At 59.8% G+C, this 23,670-nt stretch carries 19 protein-coding genes and 1 pseudogene; 9 read left to right on the top strand and 11 right to left on the bottom strand.

Going from position 1 to position 23,670, the window contains the following annotated elements; genetic code table 11:
- Positions 1 to 280, top strand: a pseudogene (locus ACK41V_RS15000) (hypothetical protein); the annotation flags it as partial.
- Here the strand turns inward: ACK41V_RS15000 and ACK41V_RS14995 are convergent.
- On the bottom strand, positions 257 to 1,240 hold the full coding sequence (locus ACK41V_RS14995) for a GNAT family N-acetyltransferase (RefSeq protein ID WP_409783401.1): 984 nt from the start codon (positions 1,238 to 1,240) through the stop codon (positions 257 to 259). The pseudogene ACK41V_RS15000 and the gene ACK41V_RS14995 sit on opposite strands and share 24 nt — an antisense overlap.
- 31 nt (positions 1,241 to 1,271) lie before the next feature.
- Positions 1,272 to 2,594, bottom strand: a complete 1,323-nt coding sequence (locus ACK41V_RS14990) for a UDP-glucose dehydrogenase family protein (protein ID WP_409783400.1) — start codon at positions 2,592 to 2,594, stop codon at positions 1,272 to 1,274.
- A 99-nt stretch (positions 2,595 to 2,693) separates the two neighbouring features.
- Here ACK41V_RS14990 and ACK41V_RS14985 point away from each other — a divergent pair, with 99 nt between their 5' ends.
- On the top strand, positions 2,694 to 4,100 hold the full coding sequence (locus ACK41V_RS14985; RefSeq protein WP_409783399.1) for a hypothetical protein: 1,407 nt from the start codon (positions 2,694 to 2,696) through the stop codon (positions 4,098 to 4,100).
- A gap of 913 nt (positions 4,101 to 5,013) precedes the next feature.
- On the top strand, positions 5,014 to 7,245 hold the full coding sequence (locus ACK41V_RS14980; protein ID WP_409783398.1) for a hypothetical protein: 2,232 nt from the start codon (positions 5,014 to 5,016) through the stop codon (positions 7,243 to 7,245).
- Positions 7,246 to 7,258: 13 nt separating this feature from the next.
- On the opposite strand, the gene ACK41V_RS14975 is transcribed toward ACK41V_RS14980, so the two are convergent.
- From ACK41V_RS14975 to ACK41V_RS14965, 3 genes are read right to left on the bottom strand one after another with little or no spacing between them, the layout of a single operon-like run.
- Entirely contained in the window at positions 7,259 to 8,479 is a 1,221-nt protein-coding gene (locus ACK41V_RS14975) for a TIGR04063 family PEP-CTERM/XrtA system glycosyltransferase (protein ID WP_409783397.1), read from the bottom strand.
- Between the two features lie 24 nt (positions 8,480 to 8,503).
- The gene (locus ACK41V_RS14970; protein ID WP_409783396.1) at positions 8,504 to 9,310 is read right to left on the bottom strand and encodes a glycosyltransferase family 2 protein; all 807 of its coding nucleotides are present in this window, start codon (positions 9,308 to 9,310) and stop codon (positions 8,504 to 8,506) included.
- A 10-nt stretch (positions 9,311 to 9,320) separates the two neighbouring features.
- Complete coding sequence (locus tag ACK41V_RS14965; RefSeq protein WP_409783395.1) at positions 9,321 to 10,514, bottom strand: glycosyltransferase family 4 protein; 1,194 nt, start codon at positions 10,512 to 10,514, stop codon at positions 9,321 to 9,323.
- Between the two features lie 192 nt (positions 10,515 to 10,706).
- Between ACK41V_RS14965 and ACK41V_RS14960 the strand changes: the two genes are divergently transcribed.
- The 5 genes from ACK41V_RS14960 (at position 10,707) to ACK41V_RS14940 (ending at position 16,324) form a co-directional block, all read left to right on the top strand.
- Positions 10,707 to 12,044 carry a FemAB family XrtA/PEP-CTERM system-associated protein gene (locus ACK41V_RS14960; protein ID WP_409783394.1) on the top strand — a complete coding sequence of 446 codons (1,338 nt, stop codon included), beginning with the start codon at positions 10,707 to 10,709 and terminating at the stop codon, positions 12,042 to 12,044.
- Positions 12,045 to 12,049: 5 nt separating this feature from the next.
- Positions 12,050 to 13,216, top strand: a complete 1,167-nt coding sequence (locus tag ACK41V_RS14955) for a glycosyltransferase family 4 protein (protein ID WP_409783393.1) — start codon at positions 12,050 to 12,052, stop codon at positions 13,214 to 13,216.
- A 58-nt stretch (positions 13,217 to 13,274) separates the two neighbouring features.
- On the top strand, positions 13,275 to 14,396 hold the full coding sequence (locus ACK41V_RS14950) for an acyltransferase family protein (RefSeq protein ID WP_409783392.1): 1,122 nt from the start codon (positions 13,275 to 13,277) through the stop codon (positions 14,394 to 14,396).
- Between the two features lie 75 nt (positions 14,397 to 14,471).
- Positions 14,472 to 15,326 carry a hypothetical protein gene (locus ACK41V_RS14945; RefSeq protein WP_409783391.1) on the top strand — a complete coding sequence of 285 codons (855 nt, stop codon included), beginning with the start codon at positions 14,472 to 14,474 and terminating at the stop codon, positions 15,324 to 15,326.
- A gap of 176 nt (positions 15,327 to 15,502) precedes the next feature.
- Positions 15,503 to 16,324, top strand: coding sequence for a hypothetical protein (locus tag ACK41V_RS14940; RefSeq protein WP_409783390.1), 822 nt, complete (start codon positions 15,503 to 15,505; stop codon positions 16,322 to 16,324).
- Between the two features lie 36 nt (positions 16,325 to 16,360).
- Here the strand turns inward: ACK41V_RS14940 and ACK41V_RS14935 are convergent, their stop codons facing one another.
- Positions 16,361 to 17,098, bottom strand: a complete 738-nt coding sequence (locus ACK41V_RS14935; RefSeq protein WP_409783389.1) for a class I SAM-dependent methyltransferase — start codon at positions 17,096 to 17,098, stop codon at positions 16,361 to 16,363.
- Positions 17,099 to 17,220: 122 nt separating this feature from the next.
- Here ACK41V_RS14935 and ACK41V_RS14930 point away from each other — a divergent pair, with 122 nt between their 5' ends.
- Positions 17,221 to 17,931, top strand: a complete 711-nt coding sequence (locus ACK41V_RS14930) for a hypothetical protein (RefSeq protein WP_409783388.1) — start codon at positions 17,221 to 17,223, stop codon at positions 17,929 to 17,931.
- A gap of 16 nt (positions 17,932 to 17,947) precedes the next feature.
- On the opposite strand, the gene ACK41V_RS14925 is transcribed toward ACK41V_RS14930, so the two are convergent.
- The 5 genes from ACK41V_RS14925 to ACK41V_RS14905 are packed head-to-tail and all read right to left on the bottom strand — an operon-like array spanning position 17,948 to position 23,662.
- The gene (locus ACK41V_RS14925) at positions 17,948 to 18,964 is read right to left on the bottom strand and encodes a hypothetical protein (RefSeq protein WP_409783387.1); all 1,017 of its coding nucleotides are present in this window, start codon (positions 18,962 to 18,964) and stop codon (positions 17,948 to 17,950) included.
- A gap of 20 nt (positions 18,965 to 18,984) precedes the next feature.
- Positions 18,985 to 19,926 (bottom strand): GNAT family N-acetyltransferase, encoded by a 942-nt coding sequence (locus ACK41V_RS14920; protein WP_409783386.1) that lies wholly within the window; start codon positions 19,924 to 19,926, stop codon positions 18,985 to 18,987.
- On the bottom strand, positions 19,923 to 22,172 hold the full coding sequence (locus tag ACK41V_RS14915) for a polysaccharide deacetylase family protein (protein WP_409783385.1): 2,250 nt from the start codon (positions 22,170 to 22,172) through the stop codon (positions 19,923 to 19,925). The genes ACK41V_RS14920 and ACK41V_RS14915 overlap by 4 nt, the downstream gene beginning before the upstream one ends.
- Positions 22,173 to 22,179: 7 nt before the next feature.
- On the bottom strand, positions 22,180 to 23,487 hold the full coding sequence (locus ACK41V_RS14910; protein WP_409783384.1) for a putative O-glycosylation ligase, exosortase A system-associated: 1,308 nt from the start codon (positions 23,485 to 23,487) through the stop codon (positions 22,180 to 22,182).
- The gene (locus ACK41V_RS14905) at positions 23,480 to 23,662 is read right to left on the bottom strand and encodes a hypothetical protein (protein ID WP_409783383.1); all 183 of its coding nucleotides are present in this window, start codon (positions 23,660 to 23,662) and stop codon (positions 23,480 to 23,482) included. Before ACK41V_RS14905 ends, ACK41V_RS14910 begins: the two co-directional genes overlap by 8 nt.
- Between the last annotated feature and the right edge of the window lie 8 nt (positions 23,663 to 23,670).

Genomic DNA, 23,670 nt, shown 5'->3' with positions numbered 1-23,670 from the left:
TCTGGACAAGATGCCGGCCCGCATTGTGGTCAACACCACGCCCATTCACGAAACCCACTCGTTTTTTACGCTCAACAGCATTGGCACGGCCTTCTGCCCTTATCGCGTTCAAGCCAGGTCGGAATTTGTCGCCTCGGTGCTGGGGCTGGGATACCGAAAGCTCGATGAATGGGAGAACGTTGGCAAAGGCCTGCAGATACCGGGTCACGGCGACCACGGTGTCACGGCCTACTCGGGGTTCTGCTTTGAACGGAGCTCACCGGCCTCGGATGCCGCGTAAACGTTTCTTGAGCCTGCCTGCCGCATGCCTGGCGAGGGCCAGCCAACCCGATGGCCTGAACTTGTCAAACGCCACAAGCCCGATCCGCTCACGCCGCAGCGCCATCCAGTCGGCCTTGTAGGCATCGTCTCCGCTCAGGTAGTCCACCTCGCTCACGCCGTCCACGTCCATGGTGTGCTGCATCAGTGCGGTGGTGAGCACCGAGCCGGCGGAGAGCTTCTCGAACCCCTGCACATAGGCCAGCTTGTAGATGTTGGCTTTGCCTTGGCACACCAGCCACAGCTGCGCTGCGAGCGGCTCGCCGTTGAGCCAAAGCACACCCAGGCGCAGCCACCCCTCGTTGGCTGCAAGGCGAATGAGGCCGGGCATGAACGCCGGGCAGGGCTCAGGTGTCTTCCAGCTTTTGGCGTAAACAGCCTCGTACGCCGCGATCGCGCCCTCCAAGGCGTCCGAAGCCTGGCTGTGGATGTCGATGCGCCAGGTACCCGACTTGTCGAGCCGCCGGCGACCTCTTTCAACGCTGTTGCGCAGCGCTGATGGCCGCGCTGCCCAGTAGGCCCCAAACCCGCCCGGCGGCACGGGCTGGTACCAGTTGCCGAACGAGAAAAAACGATCGGTCGAGTAGCCGGCAGCGTGCAGGCCAGTCTCCAGGCGCGGCAGCCAGTCGGCGGCCGCGTCCAACGGCTGCAAACGCACCACCGCGCTGCCGGGCAGCTGTTTCATGGCCTGCACTGCGGCGAGCCATTGGGAGGCCGCTACGCTGCTCGCATCGCCCTGCGGGCCGTAGAGGCAGCTGTAGTAGTTGCTCAGCGAGCTGAGCGGCTCGCCGCGCGCCTGCTGCATGAGCGGCAGGCAGACGCCCGGCGCCAGCGACAAGCTGACAGGGTGGGGCCGGCGCTCGAAGCCGTGCGCCAGCAGGTGGGCAAACCAGACTTCGGACTGGAACAGGTCAGCGGCCATGAAGCGCAGTGGCCCTGCTCCGCCCGTGCAATCAGCGCCCGATGGCCAGGTAGTCGAACCCCATGCCACGCACCAGTGCCGGGTCGTACAGGTTGCGGCCGTCCACGATCAGTGGTTGCTTCAGGCGCTGTTTGATCAGGTCAAAGTCCGGACTGCGGAACTCTTTCCACTCGGTCACGATGACCAGCGCGTCGGCGTCCGCCAACGCATCGTTGGGGTTCTTGGCGTAGGTGATGCGCGGCTCGTCGCCCAGCACGCGCTGGGCCTCGTGCATGGCCACCGGGTCGTGCACGGTGGCGGTGGCGCCGGCGGCCAGCAGGTCGGCCAGCAGCTCCAGGCTGGGGGCCTCGCGCATGTCGTCGGTGTTGGGCTTGAAGGCCAGGCCCCACACGGCGAAGTGGCGGCCTTTGAGGTCATCGCCCAGGCGCTGCTTGACCTTGCGGCCCAGCACGTGTTTCTGCGCGTCGTTGGCGGCTTCCACTGCGGTCAACACCTTCAAATCCAGCCCGCCCTGATCCGACGCGGTCTTGATGAGCGCCTTCACGTCCTTGGGGAAACACGAGCCACCGTAGCCCGCGCCGGGGTACAAAAAGTGGTAGCCGATGCGCGGGTCAGAGCCCATGCCTTGGCGCACCATTTCAATGTCGGCGCCCAGCGCCTCGGCCAGGTTGGCCAGCTCGTTCATGAAGCTGATGCGCGTGGCCAGCATGGCGTTGGCGGCGTATTTGGTGAGCTCGGCGCTGCGCACGTCGGTGACGATGAGGCGCTCGCGGTTGCGCTGGAACGGCGCGTAGATGGCGCGCATGAGATGAACGGCCTGCTCGTCGTTCGCGCCCACGATGATGCGGTCGGGCCGCATGAAGTCTTCAACCGCAGCGCCTTCTTTCAAGAACTCGGGGTTGGACACCACCGCATACGGCGTTTGCACACCGCGCTGGCGCAGCTCATCGGCAATGGCCTCGTTCACCCGGTCGGCCGTGCCCACCGGCACCGTGCTCTTGTCCACCACCACCTTGTAGTCGGTCATGAGGCGGCCGATGTTGCGGGCAGCGGCCAGCACATACTGCATGTCGGCCGAGCCGTCTTCGTCGGGCGGCGTGCCCACGGCAATGAACTGGATGGTGCCGTGGTGCACGGCGCGAGACACGTCGGTGGTGAAGCGCAGACGCCCCGCCGCGACGTTGCGTTGCACCATCTCCTGCAGGCCCGGCTCAAAAATCGGGATGCCGCCCTCTTCCAGAATGCGGATCTTGTCCGGGTTCACGTCGAGGCACAACACGTCGTTGCCCACCTCCGACAAACAAGCCCCGCTGACCAAGCCCACGTACCCGGTTCCCACCACTGTGATTTTCATGTTGTGCTGAATTGATGCGGCGCTTGGGCCTGTTGAGCAGAGCATGCATCATAGCGACGTGACATGTCCGTACACGCCTCAACCAAAGCACTCCAATCCATGCAACGCCTGACGCGATGGATGACCCGGCTGGCGCTGCTTGCTCTGCTGCTTTTCGCGATCGGCGCTGCCCTGCTGGTGGTCACACCCACCGGCCAAAACCTGGTGACCGAAGCCCGCAACCGCAGCCCCCAAGAACTCATCCGTTACCTGAAACGGCGGCTGGAGGGTCACAACAAACTGGAGGCCGTTTTGCTGCCACCGCTGCACGCAGCACAACGCCACTTTGAACGCGAACCGCCCGCCGGCCCATTGCCTTCGTTGGGCAAGGGTCAGCAAGCCACAACGTTGCAAGCGCCCATAGCGGGCATCGTTCAAGAACTGCGCGTCGACAGTCCACAGGCCATACGGCAAGCGTTGCGCGACGCCAAGGCCGGAACGCGGATCTTGATTGCACCGGGCCTGTACCCATTCGACAGAAACCTCGGCTTGGGCAACGATGGTCGTTCAAACGCGCCGATTGTTCTCAGCACCGAGCGCCCTGGCACCGTTTGGCTGCAGTTTGCACAACTCAACGGCATCGTGGTCGACCGACCGCATTGGGTTTTCGAGAACCTCGACATACAGGGCGTTTGTTCAGATCCAGGCGATTGCGAACACGCCTTTCATGTTGTGGGCGGGGGCGCCTTCACCACCATCCGCAACAACCGCATCTCGGACTTCAACGCCCACATCAAGGTCAACGGCTCAGAGGGCATATGGCCCGATCGCGGGCTGCTGGCACACAACACCCTGACCAACACGGCACCACGCAGCGGGGATGCGCCGGTGGTTGCGTTTGACCTCGTTGGCGCCAACCACTGGCGGGTGCAAGACAACGTGGTCACAGACATCGTGCACAGCAGCCCCAAGTGGACCACCTATGGGATCTATATGAAAGGTGCCAGTGAGGGCGGGCGGATAGAGCGCAACCTCGTGGTCTGCTCCAGCAAGAACATCTCGGCACCGGGAGTGCGCGTTGGTATTTCATTTGGCGGAGGCTCCACAGGTGCGGCGTTTTGCAGAGACGGTTCATGCGCGGGGTTCGAACATCGCCTGGGCCTGGCCGCCAACAACATCGTGGCCCACTGCAACGACACGGGGCTGGACGTGAACCAGAGCAACCAGATCGTGTTGGCCCACAACACACTCATCAACACCAGCGGTGTGGCCACGCGGGGCAGTCTGGCGCGGGCCCGTCTGTATGGAAACTTGTATGAAGGTGTTGCAAGAGCGCGGGACGGCTCCCAGATCACCGCCGAATTCAATGAAAAGTTGCGTCCGGGCGCCACCCTCATGAATACCGATGGGCTACTTCTTGGCTGGCAGCACACACCTGAACGAATACCCAGCTTCAAAAGCCTTCAGGACGACTTTCACCGCCAGCTGCGGGCTCCCGGAAGTTTGCCCGGAGCAATGAGCCAATAACGTTTAATTTGCGGCATTGCAATTCCGCAGGGGTAGTAATCCAGCGCCGAATTTGGATTTCATTGTGAGCCGCCTTTCAATTCGTTACAGCACCTGACGAATTGGTTTCAACTGCTCGGCAAAATCTCGCCGGCGACAGGTTAGCGGTTGATCCGTGCAGCCTGTCCCAGCAACAGCCCTCGCACCCCCCCTCTTACACACAGCCGCCGGGCACGGTGAGCTTCACCCAATGACCTCACGGCGCAAATGTGTCCACATGTCAGCGATGGACCACCTGTCTGCGCAAAAGCACCGCTTGTTATTGGCCATTTCCACACATCGTCCGCCATTGCCGTCCCGTCCGGCAAGTGACGAAATTCACGAACCACCAGCCTAAAGTCCAACCCGTTGTCGTCGAGACAGGTGCAACAGGTGGCGTGAAAAAAATCACGCGCGACACCAGACCCCGTCCAAGTTGCCCATGTCCCCTTGCCCAGCCTGCACAAGCAACAGCCCGCAGGCCGACAAACTGAATACCGAAGTACCCATGAACACGAAGACCATTTTCAACGAGAACCGCAAGGCCTCACTCAAACATGTGCCTGGCGCCATGGTGCTGGCAGTTCTGGCCGCTTGCGGTGGAGGTGGTGGCGGCAACAGCGAGTCCACGGCCAGCAGGGACGTGAGCAGCCCCAACATGGTCGACCCGGGCACCAGCCCCGGCTTCATCAACGTTGGCGCGACTCCACCCAACAATGTTGTGGCGCCTCCTGCTCCTGCTCCTGCTCCTGCTCCTGCTCCTGCTCCTGCTCCTGCTCCTGCTCCCGCTCCCGCTCCCGCTCCGAATGGATCGTCGCCCTTCACTTGCGCCACGGGCGCGATCACTTGCGTTGAAGTCGTGTCTACCGCTGCGCAAGCCCAGGCGTCGGTGCCCGTGACCTTTGGCCAACCGTTCAAGGCCGGCGATTGGAAACACAACACACAGGGGCTCGTGGCGCGCGACAACATGAACGCCGTGGTGCCCATGCAAGCGGACGAGATTTCCTCGCACCGCGACGGCTCCGCTCGCTTTGCCGTCATCAACGCGAAGCTGACCGGCGTTCAGCCTGGAGAGAAGCGGATCATCAACCTGTTCACGGGCAGCGCCAGCGCCACACCCCAGCTCCTGCCCAGCAATCCGTCGTGGAACCTGTCCCTTGAGGCCAAGATTTTCAACCAGCAAGTCACTGTGGTGAACTTTGGTGACCGCAACGGTCACACGCCAGGCACCCCATTCCTCGTGGGCGAGAAAATCACCATGACGATTGCGGGTCCCACCACGGAGAGTTTTCAGCTGACGATCAACTCGACCACGGCGGGCGGAGCCTTCGACACTCTGACCAAGATCGCAGAAGCCTTCCAGCAATTGGTCAACAGCCAAAGCCAGACTTACTTGGGTGAAAAAATTGGCGGCGGCTACGAGAAGCTGTGGCTCAGGACCAAGAATCCGTCCCAGGGCGCCTTCCAAGTCAGCTTCAGCTACGGTGGTCAGGCCAAGATCACGCAGCTCAACCAGTCAAACTATCAAGCCCCACAAACCTGGACCGTCAATGGCCAGGATCTGTTGAAACAACAGATCACTCTGGCCAACGCCAGCCAATCCAGCGCAGTTCGTCGCTTTCATGGCCCGGTGGCCAGTGAATTCAAACTGGCAATTCCCTTCAAGAACGCATCCACAGGCGAAACGCACAACTTCCTCACCGCTCGGCTGGACACACGCATGTTTGAGGCGGGTCAAACCACGCGGACAAACGTGGTCATCGAGAACAACTGGACCTACAAGGCAAACCCCAGAAACATCACCTACGAGATGGCATTCAAGGTGAACGGCTCCACCGTCCACCAACAACCCATCTTCACCCACTACCACCACGCGCGCTGGCAAAAGGTGGTGTGGACCGGTGTAGAGCCCAAGGTGCAACTTCGCCACAACATGCGGTACTTCCTGGACAGCCGGGCTGTCTGGAACTACGACCTGAGCCTTCGCGTACCTGAGGCCACCTTGGCCGCAGAGGCATCCAGTCTGGCCCAGGCACGTGCGGAGCAGGCGGCCTACGGACCGATGGGCAACGCACTCTTGAACCCCAGCTTTGGATCGACTGGCGGCCGACCCGAGATTGGGCCTCTGCCCAAGTGGACAGCCCAGTACTTGATCTCGCAAGACGAACGTGCACGCGCCAGCATGATGGCTGTGGCCGACGCCTCCGCGGCCATACCGATCCACTTCCGAGACGAAAACACGGACAGTCCGATCAACACGATCACCAGCCCGAACGTCTCAACACACATGAACAGCATCAACTTGCCAGAAAGCGCTGATCCGAGCATCTGGGGCCCGGACACCGCTCACCAGGCCTCTTATGTCTATGTTCCGTACCTTCTGACGGGCGACAATTTCTACCTCGACGAGGCCATGTTTTGGGCTACATGGAACGTGTTTTCAATGCCGGCGAGCTACCGTGAGTTCGACAAGAGCCTGATCAACCGCCAACAGGTTCGAGGCTCGGCATGGGCACTGCGCTCCATCGGAGAGGCCTATCGCATGCTTCCGGACAACCACAACATGAAGGCTTACTTCAGAACAGTTCTGGACAACAACCTTGCTTGGTACAAGCAGAACTATGTGACGAACCGGCTCGGATCGCCAATGGGCGCTATCCAGCACGCGGTCGGTGAAACGCCACCTTGGCAAAACGACTTTGTAGGCACCGTGATGGCTTTGCTGGCCGAGAACACCGAGCCCAACGCCAAAGAAGCTCACGACTGGTTCAGCCAATTCAACGTGGGCCGCTTCATGAACGATGCGAACGGCTTCTGCGCAGCGCGCGCTCCGGGCTACTACTGGTTCAATGCCGATGCACAAGGCACCTACTACACCACCTGGAGCCAGCTGTACGCAAGGAATTACGCCTCCGATGTAGGAAAACCCTGCAGCAGCATCACTGATATTGGAGGCTATCCTCACATGGCAGGTGGCTACGCTGCCTATGCGAGGGGCATGCTGGGCGCTGCAGCAGGTGCTCAGGCATCAGGGGCTGCCGCTGCCTACGCCAAGTGGAAGACCATGACGCCGCTGATGGACGCGGAGTTGGCCAAGGAACCCAACTGGGCGATCGTGCCGCGCTGAAAGCGATCTGCGCTCAGAGCGCTGGTGCAGCGGACTTCACTGCACCAGCGTAAACAGCGTCGTACACCGCAACGCTGTTTCGCCAGTTGCGCTCTTCCCTCACAAAGCGCTCGCCATTCACCCGCAGCCGCGCCTGCAAATCGAGGTCGGCCAGCAGCGTTCGGACACACTTCACCAGCGCATCCACGTCGTCGGCCTTGAAGAGCACGCCGGTCTCACCGTCCTGCACCAGCTCACGGTGCCCCCCCACGTTGGACGCCACGAACACCCTGCGCTGCGCCATGGCCTCCAACGGCTTGAGGGGTGTCACGGTTTCGGTGAGCCGCAACGACTTGCGGGGGTACACCAACAAGTCGATCACGGAGTAGTAGCGCTCGACCTCCGAAAACGGCACCTTGCCAGTGAACACCACCCTCTCCTGCAACCCAAGTGTTGCAGCCAATGCACGCAGCGTTTGTTCTTGCTGTCCCCCGCCCACCAGCAGCAGTTTCATGGCGGGGTCTTGCGCCAACAAGCCCGGCATGGCGCGAATCGCCAGGTCGAGCCCTTCGTAGTCGTAGAACGATCCGATGAAGCCCAGCGTGTGCCCGACTTGCAGACCGTGTTGCTCGGCCAGCGCGCAATCGCGGGCTGTGGGCTGTGCAAACCGCTCATGCTCAACGGCATTGGGCACCACCGCCACCGGCAGGCGGCAGAGCTTCCTGGCCTCGATATCCGATCGAAGACCTTCGCAGATGGCAACCACCCGGTGAGCCCGCTGAAACACATGGTTTTCCAGCGCCCGGGTGAGGCGGTAGCGCAGACCGTGTTCGCTGCTGGTGCCCTGGTCCACGGCCGCGTCTTCCCAGAAAGCGCGCACTTCATACACGAGCGGTACGCCAAAGCGCCGGGCGGCCCAATACGCGGCCACACCATTGAGCGCCGGTGAGTGGGCGTGAACCACGTCGGGCCTCAACTCGGGTATCAGCGTGAGGAGGCGGCGGTACATCAGCCAGATCGTCCAGAACTGCCGCAGCACAGGCAGGCGGGCTGCCAACGCTGACCGTTCCCAAGTCCGCTGAAACGTCAGCCCGGACACCACTTCTGCATGGTCTGCCGACGAACCTTGTCGCGGCCCGGTGACGGGGAACACCTGCCAGCCCCGCGCCTGTTGCTCCTGCAAGATGGCCCAGCTCCGGGTGGCGTAGCCGTCCTGAATGGGAACGGAGTGGTCAAAAACGTGAAGTATTTTCATGGCTGAGTCGGGGCCGAAAAGGCATCAGCGCACCCGCTTGAGGCGTCTGTGCAGGCCGCTCAACGAAAGACCGTAGCGGTGCTTGAAAAACAGGTAAGCCAGGCCCTTGGCGTGGCGCAGTGTGAAGCTGTTGATACCCAGGCCCTTGGGGCGCGAGATCTCTTGCGCATCGTGCACCACAGAAACCTCAGGCAGGTAATGCACCTCTTGGCCCGCAGCCCAAAGCCTGATGCAATAGTCCACGTCTTCCGGGGAGTAGAAGATGCGTTCGTCGAGCAGCCCGGTGCGCTCAACAGCCTCGCGGCTGAGCAGCCAGCAAGCGGAGATGGCGTAGTCAACCGGCCCGGCGCTTGCCGGTGGCTCGCGCTGCTCCATCTGCTTCAGCGCCACGAAGCGCTGAAACTTGCGGCCAATGGTGGGGAACACGTCAACACTGAGCTGGAACTTGCCCGATGGATAAATGAGCCGGGGAGCCACGAGCCCGGCCCGTGGCTGCGCCTTCTGGTAAGCCAGCAAGGCCACCAGCGCCTCAGGGTTCATGTAGGCATCTGAATCCAGCACCAGGATGGAGGCTCCTCTCGCCTTGCGCAGGGCGATGTTGCGCGAAAAGGTGGTTCCCGTGTTCTGGGGCAAATAGGTCACCTGAAGACCGCTACCGACCTCTTGCTCAAGCTTCTTGAGAATCTCGACGCTGCCGTCCACCGACCCGTTCTCGATCACCAGAATTTCGATGGAAAGACCACTGACGTCCTGGCACTGCACCAGGCTGCGAACGCACTTTTCGATGTAGCGCCTGGAGTTGAACGACAGCACGACAGCGGAAATATCCATACGGTGGACCTCAGGACTTTGCAGCAATGACAGAAGCGAACAACTCACACTGCAGGCGGGTTGTGTCTTCCCATGAAAAGAGTTCGGCGTAGGCCCGCACTTGCGCTTGTTCGGGATAGCTGGCGAGCAAGCTGGTCAGTGCCTTGTAAAGGTGCTCCACGTCACGCACATCCGCCAGTCGCCCTGCGTGGAGGCTGGCCACCACCTCGGGCGTTCCGTTGACACGGGTGGCGACCACGGGTGTACCGCAGGCCATGGCTTCGAGCAGCACATTGGCCCAGCCTTCGCGGCTCGAGGCCAACACCAGCGCATCCGCCGCGCTGTAGTAAGTCTTGAGACGGTCGTTGGGTTGCAGTCCCGCGAACGTCACCCGGTCTTGCACACCCAGGGACTGGGCAAGCGATTGCAGCCGCTCCAGCCAGGGGCCAGAACCCACGATCACCAGTCGAGCAGAAGGCAGCCTGGTCAGCAGCTCGATCACGAGGTGGTGGCCCTTGACCTCAACCAAGTGCCCCACCGAAACCAGCACCAAGCCCTTCGCCGGCAAACCCAACTGCTGGCGGGCCTCTTGGCGGTCCATGACCGAAAAACGAATCAAGTCCACCCCATTGCGAAGCGTATGGCTTTTGGCTGGCTCCGACCCCAGTTCGATCATCTGGTCCACCAGGTCGGTACACACGCCGATGTTGGCCGACGACTCAGAAAGCGCCTGTCGAATCAAGCGGTTGGGCTTGGAGAACTGGCGATACAAGGTGATGTCCGAGCCGCGAGCCGTGCAAACAAACGGCTTGCCGAGCTTGCGCGCAATGATGGCGGCGGCGACACCGTCAGGATAGAAAAAATGGGCGTCGACAAGGTCGAAATCGAACCCATCGCGAATCAGCTTGCGGATGGTGGGCAGTGCGCCGGCGGCCAACACATAGGGCGCAATGTTCTGGCCGACCTTGGGCGGCAACAGATAACGAGGGTGATGAACTTGCAGGCCATTGCGGAACTCATGCGCGGGCGTGGCCGCCATGCGAGCCCAGGCCCCGAACGCTGGGTGATTCAGCGGAAACCAAGGCACGGGCGCCACCACCTGGGTCTCCACCACACCGCTCTTCAGCAGCTCACGCAACCGGGTTTCGACAAAGATGCCGTGCACCGGTCTGGCGCTGCTGGGAAACAGGGTGGAAAACAGCAGGGTCTTGATCTTCTGGCTCATGCAATCTGCCTGAACGGTTTGATGACTTTGGATCACCCTGCCCGCTGACTTGAGAACCACCCGATCGGGCAGCCAGCGCGGATTGTAGGGGAATGAAATGCAAAGGCAGATGAACAAACACACACAGCAGGCTGCCAGTGCACATCAATACCAAACCTGCGTGCGAGAATGCCCGCGATACCCCCAGCCCCGATGAACCAGACCCAACTTCCAGACCGCCCAGCCACTAAAGCGCCACGTGCGGAACGGGAGTTGCTGGACGCCCAACTGGAGCAATTGCGTGCCCAGGGCAAGCAGGTTTCCCGAGCCATCGGAGTCGCCAAACAGAGCGGGGAAGACATCCGGGAACTGCTTGAACAACGCAAGCGGCTCAGCCAGCAAGAGCAGGACTTGAGCCAAGCCATGGTTGCCAGCAGCAAGCCCCATGAGCAGGCGACACGGCAACCAACGAAGACGAACTCTCCACCGCCCGTGCCCAGTGACCGACAAGAACTTGGGCCCGTGACTGTGGCGAGGCTCGCAGAGGAAGACACGCCCGCGTGGGACCACTTTGTGAGCCAGCAACCGCAGGCCACCAGCTACCACCTCAGTGGCTGGCAAACCGTTCTACACAAATCGTTTGGCCACACCAGCCACCACCTCGTGGCCAAGCGGGCCGGACATGTCGTGGGCGCGCTGCCCCTGGTGCAACTGAACAGCGCCCTGTTCGGCAACTTTTTGGTCTCCTTGCCGTTTCTCAACTACGGCGGTGTTCTCGCGCAGGACGGCGAAGTTCACACCAAGCTGCTTGAACAGGCCGTGACAGTGGCCAGGGATCTGGCTTGTTCTCACCTCGAATTGCGCGAAACAGCACCCAGCGCCACTTGGCCCATGCGAACCGACAAAGTGTCCATGTGGCTGCCTTTGCCAGCTACCAAAGAAGCCTTGTGGGCGCAGATCGGCAGCAAACTGCGCGCCCAGATCAAGAAGGGCTTGGGTCAGGGCCTCACCTTTGACATGGGTGGCGTCGAATTGCTGGACGATTTCTACCGTGTGTTTTCAACCAACATGCGCGACCTTGGGACACCTGTTTACGCCAAGCGCTTCTTCGAAATCGTGTTGAAGGAAGCACCTGGGCAGCCAGAACTGGTGTTGGGCAGAGACGCACAAGGAAGGCCCGTGGCCGGCGCATTGGTCTTGCGGCACGGCGCCCGCATGGAAGTGCCTTGGGCGTCCACGCTGCGCCGTGCCAATGGGCTGAACGCCAACATGGCCTTGTACTGGACCATGCTCAGCCACGCTTGCGAAGCAGGTTGCTCCGCATTTGATTTCGGCCGATCGACCGTGGATGCCAACACCCACCGCTTCAAGAAGCAATGGGGGGCGAGCGCGGTGCCGCTCTATTGGCACTACTGGATGGCCGATGGGACAGCGATACCCCAGATCAACCCGGGAAATCCCAAATACAGAATGGCGATTGCAGCTTGGAAGCGTTTGCCGGTGGTGGTTGCCAACCGGCTTGGTCCGTACATTTCAAGAACGTTGCCGTGACCACCATGACGCAAGACTCCAAGCTTTCCAGCTACCTTTTTGTGATTCCCTGGGGGTTGCACCATGTCGGAGGCGTCAACCAGGTGGTGATCAGCCTGGCGGCTGAAATGGTGCGTGCAGCTTCGTTCAAGCCGATCTTCTTGATCGATGACTGGGATGCTCCAAACCCCGTGTGGGAAAAATTTGGCACCATGGACGTCGTTCGCTGGAGGATTCGAACGCTCACACCGGGCATGGGTTTGCAGCAGCGATGCATGTACGCCTTGTGGAAGCGTCAGTTTGGCTCAGCATTCAAAAAGTTCTGCGCTGACCACAAAGTAGCAGCCATCAATCTTCACTATCCCGGAGCCAATGCGTTCTCCTTGGTCGATGTGCTCAAGCACAACGCAACGAAGGTGCCGGTTCTACTGTCTTTCCATGGAACCGACTTGCAGTCCATCGAAGACGCCAACGCCACCGAGCGCAATCGCTGGACATCACTGACGCGCGATGTAAGAGGCGTGGTCGCGTGCTCTCACGATTTGAGCCGGCGCATCAAGGCCGCCATGGGGCCATTGCAGAACCTCGCCGTGATCCACAACGGGGTCAACGCTGAATCATTCGTCTCGCGACGTCAGCCAAGTGTGGCGCCATCCGAAATGGTGTTGCTTTCGGTCGGCAAGTTTGAGAAAAAAAAAGGACAGGACGTCCTGATCGAAGCGTTTGCATCCATTGCACACGACTACCCCGACCTGCGGCTGGTGCTTGTGGGGAAAAAAGACATTGAACAGCCCAACCTCCAGAGACTGTGCGAGGAACGGAGCGTTGAGGCACGTGTATCGTTCTTCACAGACGTGCCACATTCGAACATCGCGGACCACTTCAACAAAGCCAGTGTCTTTGTGCTGCCGTCCAGACAAGAGGCCTTTGGAATCGTGCTCCTGGAGGCCGGCTGCTTTGCCCTGCCAGTGATTGCGTCAAAAGTGGGAGGCATCCCGGAGATCATCGAAGACGGTACGACAGGGCTTCTCGTGGCGCCCGACAGCCCCCATGCGCTGGCATTGGCACTGCGCTCATTGCTCGACGAGCCGACCAAAGGAGAAGCCATGGGCAGAGCCTTGCAGTTGCGGGTGAACCGCGAATTCACCTGGACGCACTCCCACGACCAATACGTCAGACTGGTGCGCGCTTGAACTTTGCACAATCGATCGACCGCAGATGGACGCGCTACAGCAAAGCGGCGGCAGGGCCATGAACTGGTTTGCTCAGCGCTTCGAGTTGTCCCGTGGCGGAAGTCTGGACAACAACGCTCCGATGGAAGGGCTGCGAGGGTTCGCTGTTGCCCTGGTGTTTCTGGTGCACTACGTGTCGCTTGTCGAGCCCTGGACGCCCATCGACTCGGTCACTTGGCATGTCGGCCGCGCCATGCACACGATAGGCAACAGCGGCGTCGATCTGTTTTTCGTGCTGAGTGGCTACTTGATCTATGGCTCCTTGATGGACCGGCCGCAACCCTTCGCAGGATTCATGAAGAGACGAATGCAGCGGATCTACCCCGCGTTCCTGGTGCTGCTGTTTCTCTATCTCGTGCTTTCGTTCGTGTTCCCCAGCGAAAGCAAACTGCCGGCAACCCTTGAAGAAGGCAGCGTCTACGTTTTGCAGAACCTGCTCTTGCTTCCAGGCATCTTCCCGATTGAACCCATCATCACCGTCGCTTGGTCGTTGAGCTATGAAATGCTTTACTACTTGACGGTGCCATTGGCCATTTTGATGTTGCGGTTGAGGCATCGAGACGCTGCCTGGCGAGTCTGCTTTTTCTTTTCTGTGGCAGCAGCAATAGCCATTTACTGCGCATTCAATGGTGGGCATGTACGCCTTGTCATGTTCATTGCAGGCATCCTTCTCTATGAAGCCTTGAAGTCCAAGGCCTTGCCCACCCCTTCAAGTTTCATTGCCTTGGGGGTACTGTTGGCTGGCCTTTCGATGATGCTGCTGCCTCTGATGGGCTCCGAGGGGAGCGCGATCAAGGTCACCGCTCTGTTCTTTTCCTTTTTCACACTGTGCCTGACCTGCTTCAGGCAGCCAACAGCCTGGCTGTCTCAGGCATTCACATGGACCCCGCTTCGCTGGCTGGGCAACATGAGTTACTCCTACTACCTGGTTCATGGCCTGGCTCTGAAGGCGAGCTTCCTGCTGCTGTCCAACTTGCTGCCCGTCTCGGGCGCCGGCTCCGGGCTCTTTTGGCTACTGCTGCCGATCAGTTTTTTGGCAACGCTGCCGCCTTCAGCCGCCCTGTTTTTGATGGTTGAAAGGCCACTTTCCATCAAGCCATCCTCCAGTGCACGACCACTACCGGCCCAAGCGGTCGTCTGATCTTCCAACACTCACCAGAGACAGGCCGCCGCGTGGCTGGCGGTCTTCAACCAACCCAATAGGAACGGAAACTGCATGAACTGGGAAGTGATCAAGAAAAAAGACGGAAAAAACGGCACCGGCAACTGGGGGGGCTTTGACCTCCCGTTGGATGCGGTCATGGAGGCTGCAAGCAGCTGGAAACGGCAGGTGGGTAGTGAGCAAAAGCTCTGGCTATGCTGGAACATCTCTCACCGTTGGTCACTGTTGCAGCAGCGCATGGTGCTTGAAGCGGGGTGGACGCCAGTGGTGGGGCATGACCCCAATTGCCAGCCAGAGCACCTGACCACTTTGCCTGGGGCGATATTCATCGACTTTGGTAAAGAGCTCGACCTCAAGGCAGTGTGGCCCCATTTCCCGTTGGAGTTCGCCTTCCTGTGGGCACCCAAGCTTGCGTTTTGGCATGCTGACCTTTTGATGCCCATGGACAAGATGCACAAGTTCGCCGCGCAGTTTGATGCGCTGGAAGACGGTCAGATGGCCGCTGTCCATTCAACCGGTGGATTGAGGCACTTCTTCAATCGCAAGACTCACCGATATTGGGAACTGCTGGGCTGCACCACAGAAGCTGCAAGCAGAGACCAATTTGAGAAAGGCTGCGGCTGGTGGAGAAACTTTCACTCTCATCCCAATGGCCCAGTCGGCGAGAAGGCACAACGCGCTGCGTACTGGTATGACAGCGGCGTTGGAATTTCTTACTGGGAGCAGCGCTACAAACAGCGGGTGGTGCGCCTGAACGAACGGGAACTGACCGCCGGTCACTGCAGTGAGATCGGCCACAAAAACTACAAAAAATCCGTCCACAAAGGTTTAGAGCTTGACCTGAATTTTGATCTGGATGCAGTGGCCCGAAAGATGGACCTTGAAGAGTGGCTGCCTCCCAAAAACTGAATTGTTGAGGTCATCTGTCAAGATTGCCGGGCTGGCAGGGTATGTGAACTCATTCAATGGTCAACTGCATCAGCAAATAAACGCCGTCGCAGTTAGTGAACTCAGGTTGATGATGCCAACCTGCGACGCTGCGATTCCTGTTGGCTCGAATCTCACTTCTAATCGGCAGACACCCCATGACCAGCAACGCCAAGGATTTTAAGTACGTGATCACGAGCGGATGGTGGTGCGGGCCAGACAGCGAGATCAACAACAAACGGACAAAATACGGCAGCGACAGCATCCGGAGTCTCGAGTTCTTTGATCAATGGCATGCCGCCATTGACAGCTTCACGAACCCCGTGAAAATCTTGATCGTTGATTCTGCTTCACATCACATCCCCACTCCCCACAAGGATCCCAGGGTGGAATTGGTCAGTCTCGACGAAAATGCAGGGCATTCGACCAGCCATCTTGGGAAGTATGCAGGTGTATCCAGGGCTCATCTTTGTGGGATGGTGTACGCACTTTCATGCAATGTTGATTACTGGGTTTACATCGAGCAAGATGCTCTGATACATGGCAAAGGAATTGTTGAGCATGCCATCTCCAGCATGACGGGCGATATTTTGTTCGGCGATGGCACTGGCACACCGCAGCCGATGCAACAGTCGTTCATGATCATGAAAACGTCAGCCATTCCAAGGTTCATTGAAAGATTCACAGCAATAAGATCAAGAGATGCTGAAATCTCACCGGAGATGAAATTTTGGATGGCGTCACACGGCTGGGCTACGTATTTGCCAGAATGCATTTTTCAAGACACGGCGGCGGACCGCCTACCGTTTGGAATTGTGGGTCGGGTGCGTAACCTGCTGATATCCCGAGGGCGGAATTTTGGTTTGCTTCCGTTTGGATATGGCAGAACCAGACCGATCAATTTCACCGACCAGTTTTACTACTTCCAACATGGAACGGTGTCTGAGTTGGAGAGTCATGGCGCCAACACACCAGCTTAATTCAACACCCAAACAACAACCGATTGAAATTCACAGTCAACGCGAGACTCCCAGATCTGCTCGCCGAAATACAGCCGAGCCTTTCTTGGTGAACACGTGCTCAAAACTGAGCTCACTTTTGAACAATTCCAACTGTGTAGGGTTGCTGTAAACGATCCAGACGTCAAGGGAATGCGCTGACATCGCATGTGTCCATGCGTCAATCACCTCGCGCATGATGCTGGCGCCAAACGGATTGTAGAGATAACAGACGACAGGTAGTGGAGGTGGCGAAAACTGGGCGGCGTCGCCACACACGAGCTTGATGCGCTCGGCGTTGGGCCACTTCCCGAGCGCTGCCGATACGTTCTTGGTGGCTGCAAGATGCAGCTCTTGTGAAAACTCAACGCCGATGATCGTTTTGAAGCCCATTTGCGCGGCCAGCAGCAGTGCCCTGCCCTTGCCGGAACCCAAGTCCACAAAGGCATAGTCGGCAAGCCGAATGGGCAAGGCTTCCATCACCCATCGAAATTGCGCTTCGTCGATGGGCATGTAGGGCTCGGCGCTATCGCCCACGTCGCCCGAGAAACCCAGTTCGCTCAGATAGACCGCCCTTTGTGTTTCAACGCCCGGAATGCGGTCGACTGAGCTGCGCGGGGTCGCCAGGGATCCATGGCGGAGCCAGTGTCGGGTGTAGTACTGAACGTTGTGGAGAACCAAGGGGCCAAACATGCGCCAGCCATGGCGGCTCCAGATATTCCGCAGCCGTCTTGCCAGGGCTCGCAATCTGTTCACTCAGCTCTCCTCGTTGATGGGTATCTGTGAAACGAACAGCCGCCGAGATCGGCCGCCGACACAAGTTCTTACGCTGGCTTGTGTTTGCCATCGCACTGTCAATGCGCCGCCCATGGGCCTAAATGGATTTCATGGTCAATCCAACTGCTCACCCGGCGCCGCGCGACAAACTTGTCGGGCAGGGCTCGAACGCCACGCTGAACCGGCTCGCCACGCATGTCGGTGCAATCAAGGACCATAGTCGCCGCCACGGCCTCTTGGGCGCGGCCAAATGGTTGGCGGAGAAAACATTGTTCTCCCGTTGGACTGCTGTGGTTTTTTCTGACGACCCTTCGCTGGCTCGGCACCCGTGTGCCTGGCCAGATGCCTACCTCTACGCCCCCCTGGTGCGCGTCGCTGAACTTTCCGCCAACCAGTTGCAGCAGCTCAGCACGGGTGGATTCCAAGATCTCGCGGTCCAGCTTGCTGCCAACGATGAAATCTATTGGGTGACCCGAAACGAGGTTGTGGTTTCGGTGGGGGCTGTGCTGCATCGGAGTCCACAGCGGTCCGTGCTCGGTTTGCCAAGCGACGCTCTGTTGATTGGCCATTGCGAAACTGCGCCGCAGCATCGCAACAAGGGGCTTTACGCGCGTGCCATCAACGAAACGGTGCTGGCGCTCAGATACAGGGGAATGCGCAGTGTGTTCATGGAAACACGCACAGCCAATGAGCTGTCCCAAAAAGGCATCTTGCGCGCCGGCCTGCATTGGGAACGCGTGGTTCATGCTCAGATTTTCTTCCGCTCGTTGGTCGTGCGACGGGACGGGGTGGAATGGATCAAAAGAGTATGAACAGTCGGCTTGAAGGTCAGGTCAACCGGTTGGCGATCTGAACCAGCTTGCGCGCCAGGGGGCGGGCAAATCCAAGTTGTGGGATGCACGTCGGGTTGCGGGCACCCATACCGTCAGACGCCAAGGCGTCGGCCAACTCGCCCAAGGTTGCCACTTCAAAACGATCGTTGTTCGCAACCAGGTGATCGAGCAGCGCCGTGAAACGGTTCATGACAACCTTGTCAGCTTTCAGGCTCCGGTACTGCGCATCGCGGCTTTTCACAAAGCTGAAGCAATGGAACACGAGCACCACATGCTCCATCCCCGCCTTCTGCGCCTGTTCCAGCGCTGAACGCAGCTCCCAACTGCTCATCGAGGTTGGATCCAGAGGACGGAGCCCGTCCCGTAGGTGAGGTTCAGGCAGGGTCTGCTGGGCCAGGGTGACGGGCAACTCGAAGATGCCATCCACTTTTTGCAGGACGTTGACCTGCAGGTCTGTGTGATCGAAAGAGCCCTTGCCTTTCACGACGTGGTTGCAGCTTGAGTCGAGAACGATGCCTTCTTGGCGCAGATCTGAAAGCAGCTCTCGGCTGCAGGCCCAGTTTCCGGCGCGGTAGACCCTGGGACGCGCGCCCAAAAGACGCTCGAAGATGTCGCACGCCTCCGCCAGCGTGCGTCGCCGGGCAGTCTCATCCAGGCGCGCAAGATCGTCCGTGCGACGGGCAACCGGTGTGCCCTGAGCCAACTGCTGGGCGTAGTAGTGAAAGTTGAGATGGGTGTGCAGTTGCACATCCTGTCCCTGGTCTTTCAGGTACCCCATCCAGCGTCGGCTGTCTTCTTCCCCGAAAACCTGGGAGGCAAACACCTCCGAAAAAAACGTGGCTGTGAAGTTCCGCTTCACGAGTTCCTGGCAGATCCAGCCGATGCCGTGGTCCACACCGTCAATGCGGCAATGGATGCGCCGCTCCGAAGGAACGGGCCTGAGCGTCGCATCTGACCAGGCGCCCCCCATGCTGTTTTCGGTGTCGACGGTGAAGTAGACCTTGGTCTTCATGGGACAACTGCTTTCATCAATCAACTCATGGCCCGCATGAAACGCTTGATGCGCGACTTCACGCCCAGCTTTTCCAGGAAGCGCCCAAGCCCTTCGTTGGCCAGCGTCAGGCCGCGGTGCAGCCCCACCAGCAACACGTTGACCACCGTCATTCGAAAAAGGTAGAGATCAACGTATTCCACCTTGCGGTTGGCAAACATGGATTTGTAGAGGGCTTCACCGGGTCCGAAATCCAGGAGCCTGCAACCGGCAATGGCATGAGCATCTTCGATGATGTGGTACAGCAAAACTGTGCCCGGCGAGAGGTCCGCGCTGTCGGGCAAGTACCCGACGATCTCGTACTTGAACACGTCGCCAGCCAGGCTGCACCACGCGTACGCAATGGGTCGTCCACCATCGCGGAGCAAGTAGCCTCTGGCCCTGCCCTCCGTGGCCATTTTTTCCAGATGGGCCACAAAGGCCTTGCCGGCGGGCAGGCCGCTCTTGAGCAGCTTGTGCTGGTAGGTTTCTTCGGAAATGCGAAGCGCCTCGCGGTGAAACCTGGGCATGTCGTCAGGTGTGGTCAGCAGTTCGACACCGCCACCGCCTTGCTGCCGTTCAGCGAACCGCTTCACGCTGCGGCGCAGGTTCTGGCGGGACTTGCCCGTGAACTGGCTGAAATAAGCTTCCCAAGAGGGTTGGATTTCAATGAAGTGATGCACGTCGCGACTCCGCACGTACCGCAACCAGCGACCGTAGCGGCCGATGCCCACGTTGAAGTGGTCGGCCTGGATCCTGCGGCACAACACGCCGGCAGCACCAGCGCTCAGCAACAGCTCGTAAGACGCTGGCGTCTGAAGGCTTGCGACCGATCCGAGATCACTGTGCTCGACAACGGCCAGGCACGGATACCACATGCCGACAGCCCACTCCCCCACGAGGAAACGCAGGCCGATCTTGCGCAGAGCGACAGGAGAACTCATGGTCGACTCGTGCCCTGCGCCACCGGGCTGACGACCTGCACGTTGGCGCAGGCCCGGTCAAGCACCTTGGCCAACAGCCGAGCCTGATCTTCCCGCGAGTACTGCCGGATCTCTGCGATGTTGTCGTGCGAAATCACAGCACCACCCGCAGCGATGAATGTGGCGTGAAGCTTCAAAAGTTTGTCCGTGATCCGTTCCACCGAATCGATGGGAGCGAGTTCGACGCAGTTGAACGTTTCGAGCTTGCGAGCGGTGTCGCCTTCGGGGTCGATCAGACCGAATATGGCGCGGCCTGTGCGCAGGTATTCGTAGATCTTGGCGGGAATCTGCGGGTTGAATGCCCGGCCTTGAAACACCAGCAAGACGTCACTGCCGAGCATTTCGGCAATGGCATCTGCGTACGGAATGGGCGGCAAACATTCGACGATGTCCTCAACACCATGCATACGCGCCAAGGCCATGACTTCCGATTCGTGTCGTGCAGCGCGAAAGCGGATCTTGAGAGCCTGCCGTTCCATGAGCCCCTGCTCCAAGATACCTCGCACAGCTTCAAACAGTGCCGCTGGATTGCGCTCTTGCGGGTAGATGACGCCGCTGTGCAAGAGCAGCAACTGTTCGGCAGGCGCACCGTCTCGAGAAGCATGCGCTGAGGTGAACACCTCTTCGTCGTAGCCGTTTTCAATCACAACGCATTTGTCAGCGTTGGCCGGGTAGCGTTTCTGAAACGTCTGGCAGGCACGCTCGGTGGTGAATACACAGAACCTGGCGTTCTGCAATGCATAGGCCTCAATACCTTCCCACAGGCGCCGCTGCAATCTGGCCGACGGAAAGTCAGGGCTGAGCATCGGATCCCTGAAGTCCGCCACCCAGGGCAGCCCGGTGAGCCGGTGCAGGGTCGCGCCAATGAGATGGGCGCTTGCGATGGGATAGGTGCTCCAGATGAGCTCTGGCCGCTCTCGCCGGATCTCCCGCAGTCCGGCCAGCGTTCCCCCCAACCACCAGCTTGACCAACGGTCGGGCAAGGCGAGCACATCAAGGTACTTGCGCCTGAAGCTCAGGTGGCGAGCCGCGTCCAGCGCAAAGGCACGAACCACCCGCGTTGCCGACGGGATCTGCTGCAAAAGATCGCTGCTGCACTCCTCGTAGGCCCGGGGATGCGCACTCAACACAGTGGGCTGCCAGCCGCTGGAGGGCAAATGCTTGACGAAATTGAGCGTGCGCTGGATGCCGCTGCTGCCAGCCTGGGGTGGGAAATGGAAAGCGACCATCAACGCTCGACGCCCGTCTCGCTCCTCCACCGCCAATGATTGGGGGCGTTGACGCAGGTTTCTTGCAAGCTGAAAGGCCATGCGTGTTGGCGACGGGCCCCACGGCGTGAATCGGGGAAGCTGGAAGGGCGACGTACCGGCCGTTACGACGCCTCGGTGCGTGGTCAATGCATGTGCGTACCCCGCCCGTTGAACCATGGCAACGTGTTCGGGGCCAAAGTCTTTGCCAGGGATGCCATTGGGATAGGCAAACGACGACACGTGCCCACGCACCAAGGCCTCCAGGTCTTCGCGCGCGCCAGCAATCTCACGGTAGGCCAAGTCCTGATCGCACCGACTCAAGATAGGGTGCGTGACCGAGTGCCCTCCTATGCCAAAGCCCTTGGCGTGAATTGCGCGAAGGTCTTGCGTTGACATCACCGGGACGGTGTGGCGCTTTGCCCCGACATGCTCCTCCAGTTGCCCGAGCATTTGCTCCTTGGTGTCGGGATCCTGGTACTTGAGAAAGGCATCTAGCTGGCGGATGGCTCGGCGGCGGTCGGTTGCGGTGCCCAGGGGGATGGGCTGCAGCCCCGAGCCCTGCAAAACCAGGGGCTCCAGATCGTCGGGCGCCCCATCGATGCCGTAGAGGATTCGCTCGTTCCACAGGGGTAGACCATTGAACTGGCCGGTGGTCACAAAAAACGTGGCGTGCGCGCCGCGCCGCTCCAAAGCGGGTACCACGTGGGCCAGCCACTCCGGGTAACCATCGTCAAACGTGATGCAGGCCGAACGGGGAGGCAACCGGTTGGTCTGAAGAGCGGCAAGGGCGTCTTGCAAGGGAAGGATACGAAAGGCGCGCATGGCCGCGTCGAGAACGCGCTCAAAGCCAGCGAGGTTCAACTCGCCCGGGTCCAGCGGATGCGCCTGCATGGGCACCTTGTGGAACAGCAGCACCGTGAGCTTGCCGCGCGAGATCAGATTGAAGAACGGTGTCATCTCATCATCAGGCCGGAAGGGGTGGAGAACTCGCGCGACTCAAGTGCAACTGATGCTGCTTGACCGTCTCCAACAACATCATGCAGACATAGGGCAACTCAAAATAGGCAGCACTGAGCGTGGAACCTGTCACCACAAATGCCAGCAGTGAGATGCCCAGCATGTCGGCCAGGTCGCCCGCCCACCGCTGACTCACGCCATTGGCACGAACAAGCTTCCACACCTGACGCCGAGTGAGGAACGCATTGACCAGCAGGGCCACAAAGAGAAACAAGCCGACGAACCCAAGGTCGCCCATCACCTCGAACCAGATGCTGTGCGCTGCAACACCGCTGCGGTTGAGCACAGGCGTGTCCACAAAGCCCAGCAGCCCCGGTTCGGACTTGAACTGATCCCACACCGGGATCGATTGCAGTGCGCGGAATCCTCCACCTGCAAACGGGTGTGCCACAGCAATGGCAGAGCTGACCTTCCATGCCGTTACGCGTCCCATGAACGACGCGTCTTCCTCTGCAGACTGAATGGTCTGCATGCGATTGGTCCAATCTTCGGGCGCGACCTGCGTGAGCAACACAGCAGCCAAAGCCACCGAGGCCAAGCCGGACCACCGCCGCCGTGTCGTCAGCACCACAGCCCCCCCCACCACCAGCAAGCCGACCAGCCCGGCACGGGAGTTGGTAGCCATCACAGCCAGCAAGGTCAGCACCAGGGCACCAAGAAAAGCCCAGCGGGCCAACCGACTGGCAGCGTAATGCTGCAGGTAATAGATGATGGGCAAAGCCATGAGCAGGATGAGGCTCAGGTGGTTGTTGTCACCAAACTTGGGGTTGGACTGCGCGTTGTGCGCACCACCACTGGCGAGGAACTTCAGGCCGTCCAGCACACCATGAAAACTCAATGCCAACGCCATCATCACCACAATGGCATGGATGCGGAAACGGTCGTTCGCCAGCATGGGCATCAGCAGACAAAAGAGCACGGTTTTGGCCACATTGCCCCAGAGCTCCCAATTGCGCTCAAGCCCTGGGTAGGCAAGCAACGCGCACACCAAGCCATGAACCACAAACAGGATCATCAGCACCGCCGTCCGGTTGGGTTCAAAAGCTTGCCGTATCGTGTCCTTGCGCAAGACCGCAAGTGCGAGGGTGATGAGGGCAAAGATGAACACGTACGGCAAACCCGACATGAAGCCGAACAGGTAGAAGTTCAGTGCAATAAGCCCCCCCCACCCCCAAAGCAGGTAGGCAGAAAAGGGACTCATGAACGCCATGGGCACGAAGAAGAACATTGCCCCCAAGGCGACAAGGTCACGCATCGCGCTGGCTCCGGCTGCGGCCTTGAGAAACATCGCCCTTGGCAGGATGATCCGGGTCGCGGTAGGCGAACAGGTTGGTGGGTGAACGGGCCCCTGGTGTGTCGCGGCGCTGAACAGTCCACAGAAGCAGGACCATCGAAGCGAGTTCGGTCAACAGAATCAGTCCTTCGATCATGGGTGCGC

The sequence above is a fragment of the Acidovorax sp. genome (assembly GCF_046291265.1).
Taxonomy (GTDB): Bacteria; Pseudomonadota; Gammaproteobacteria; order Burkholderiales; family Burkholderiaceae_C; genus Acidovorax.
Note: the sequence above shows the minus strand (reverse complement) of the source record. Positions and strands in the feature narration are given on the sequence as shown.

Excerpts from the sequence above, each read along its gene's own strand:
- ACK41V_RS14990 (WP_409783400.1), bottom strand. The coding sequence starts at position 2,594 with ATGAAAATCACAGTGGTGGGAACCGGGTACGTGGGCTTGGTCAGCGGG.
- ACK41V_RS14960 (WP_409783394.1), top strand. The coding sequence starts at position 10,707 with ATGAACCAGACCCAACTTCCAGACCGCCCAGCCACTAAAGCGCCACGT.
- ACK41V_RS14905 (WP_409783383.1), bottom strand. The coding sequence starts at position 23,662 with ATGATCGAAGGACTGATTCTGTTGACCGAACTCGCTTCGATGGTCCTG.
- ACK41V_RS14930 (WP_409783388.1), top strand. The coding sequence starts at position 17,221 with ATGGATTTCATGGTCAATCCAACTGCTCACCCGGCGCCGCGCGACAAA.
- ACK41V_RS14950 (WP_409783392.1), top strand. The coding sequence starts at position 13,275 with ATGAACTGGTTTGCTCAGCGCTTCGAGTTGTCCCGTGGCGGAAGTCTG.
- ACK41V_RS14965 (WP_409783395.1), bottom strand. The coding sequence starts at position 10,514 with ATGAGCCAGAAGATCAAGACCCTGCTGTTTTCCACCCTGTTTCCCAGC.
- ACK41V_RS14985 (WP_409783399.1), top strand. The coding sequence starts at position 2,694 with ATGCAACGCCTGACGCGATGGATGACCCGGCTGGCGCTGCTTGCTCTG.
- ACK41V_RS14940 (WP_409783390.1), top strand. The coding sequence starts at position 15,503 with ATGACCAGCAACGCCAAGGATTTTAAGTACGTGATCACGAGCGGATGG.
- ACK41V_RS14955 (WP_409783393.1), top strand. The coding sequence starts at position 12,050 with ATGACGCAAGACTCCAAGCTTTCCAGCTACCTTTTTGTGATTCCCTGG.
- ACK41V_RS14925 (WP_409783387.1), bottom strand. The coding sequence starts at position 18,964 with ATGAAGACCAAGGTCTACTTCACCGTCGACACCGAAAACAGCATGGGG.
- ACK41V_RS14920 (WP_409783386.1), bottom strand. The coding sequence starts at position 19,926 with ATGAGTTCTCCTGTCGCTCTGCGCAAGATCGGCCTGCGTTTCCTCGTG.
- ACK41V_RS14995 (WP_409783401.1), bottom strand. The coding sequence starts at position 1,240 with ATGGCCGCTGACCTGTTCCAGTCCGAAGTCTGGTTTGCCCACCTGCTG.
- ACK41V_RS14970 (WP_409783396.1), bottom strand. The coding sequence starts at position 9,310 with ATGGATATTTCCGCTGTCGTGCTGTCGTTCAACTCCAGGCGCTACATC.
- ACK41V_RS14910 (WP_409783384.1), bottom strand. The coding sequence starts at position 23,487 with ATGCGTGACCTTGTCGCCTTGGGGGCAATGTTCTTCTTCGTGCCCATG.
- ACK41V_RS14975 (WP_409783397.1), bottom strand. The coding sequence starts at position 8,479 with ATGAAAATACTTCACGTTTTTGACCACTCCGTTCCCATTCAGGACGGC.
- ACK41V_RS14945 (WP_409783391.1), top strand. The coding sequence starts at position 14,472 with ATGAACTGGGAAGTGATCAAGAAAAAAGACGGAAAAAACGGCACCGGC.
- ACK41V_RS14915 (WP_409783385.1), bottom strand. The coding sequence starts at position 22,172 with ATGACACCGTTCTTCAATCTGATCTCGCGCGGCAAGCTCACGGTGCTG.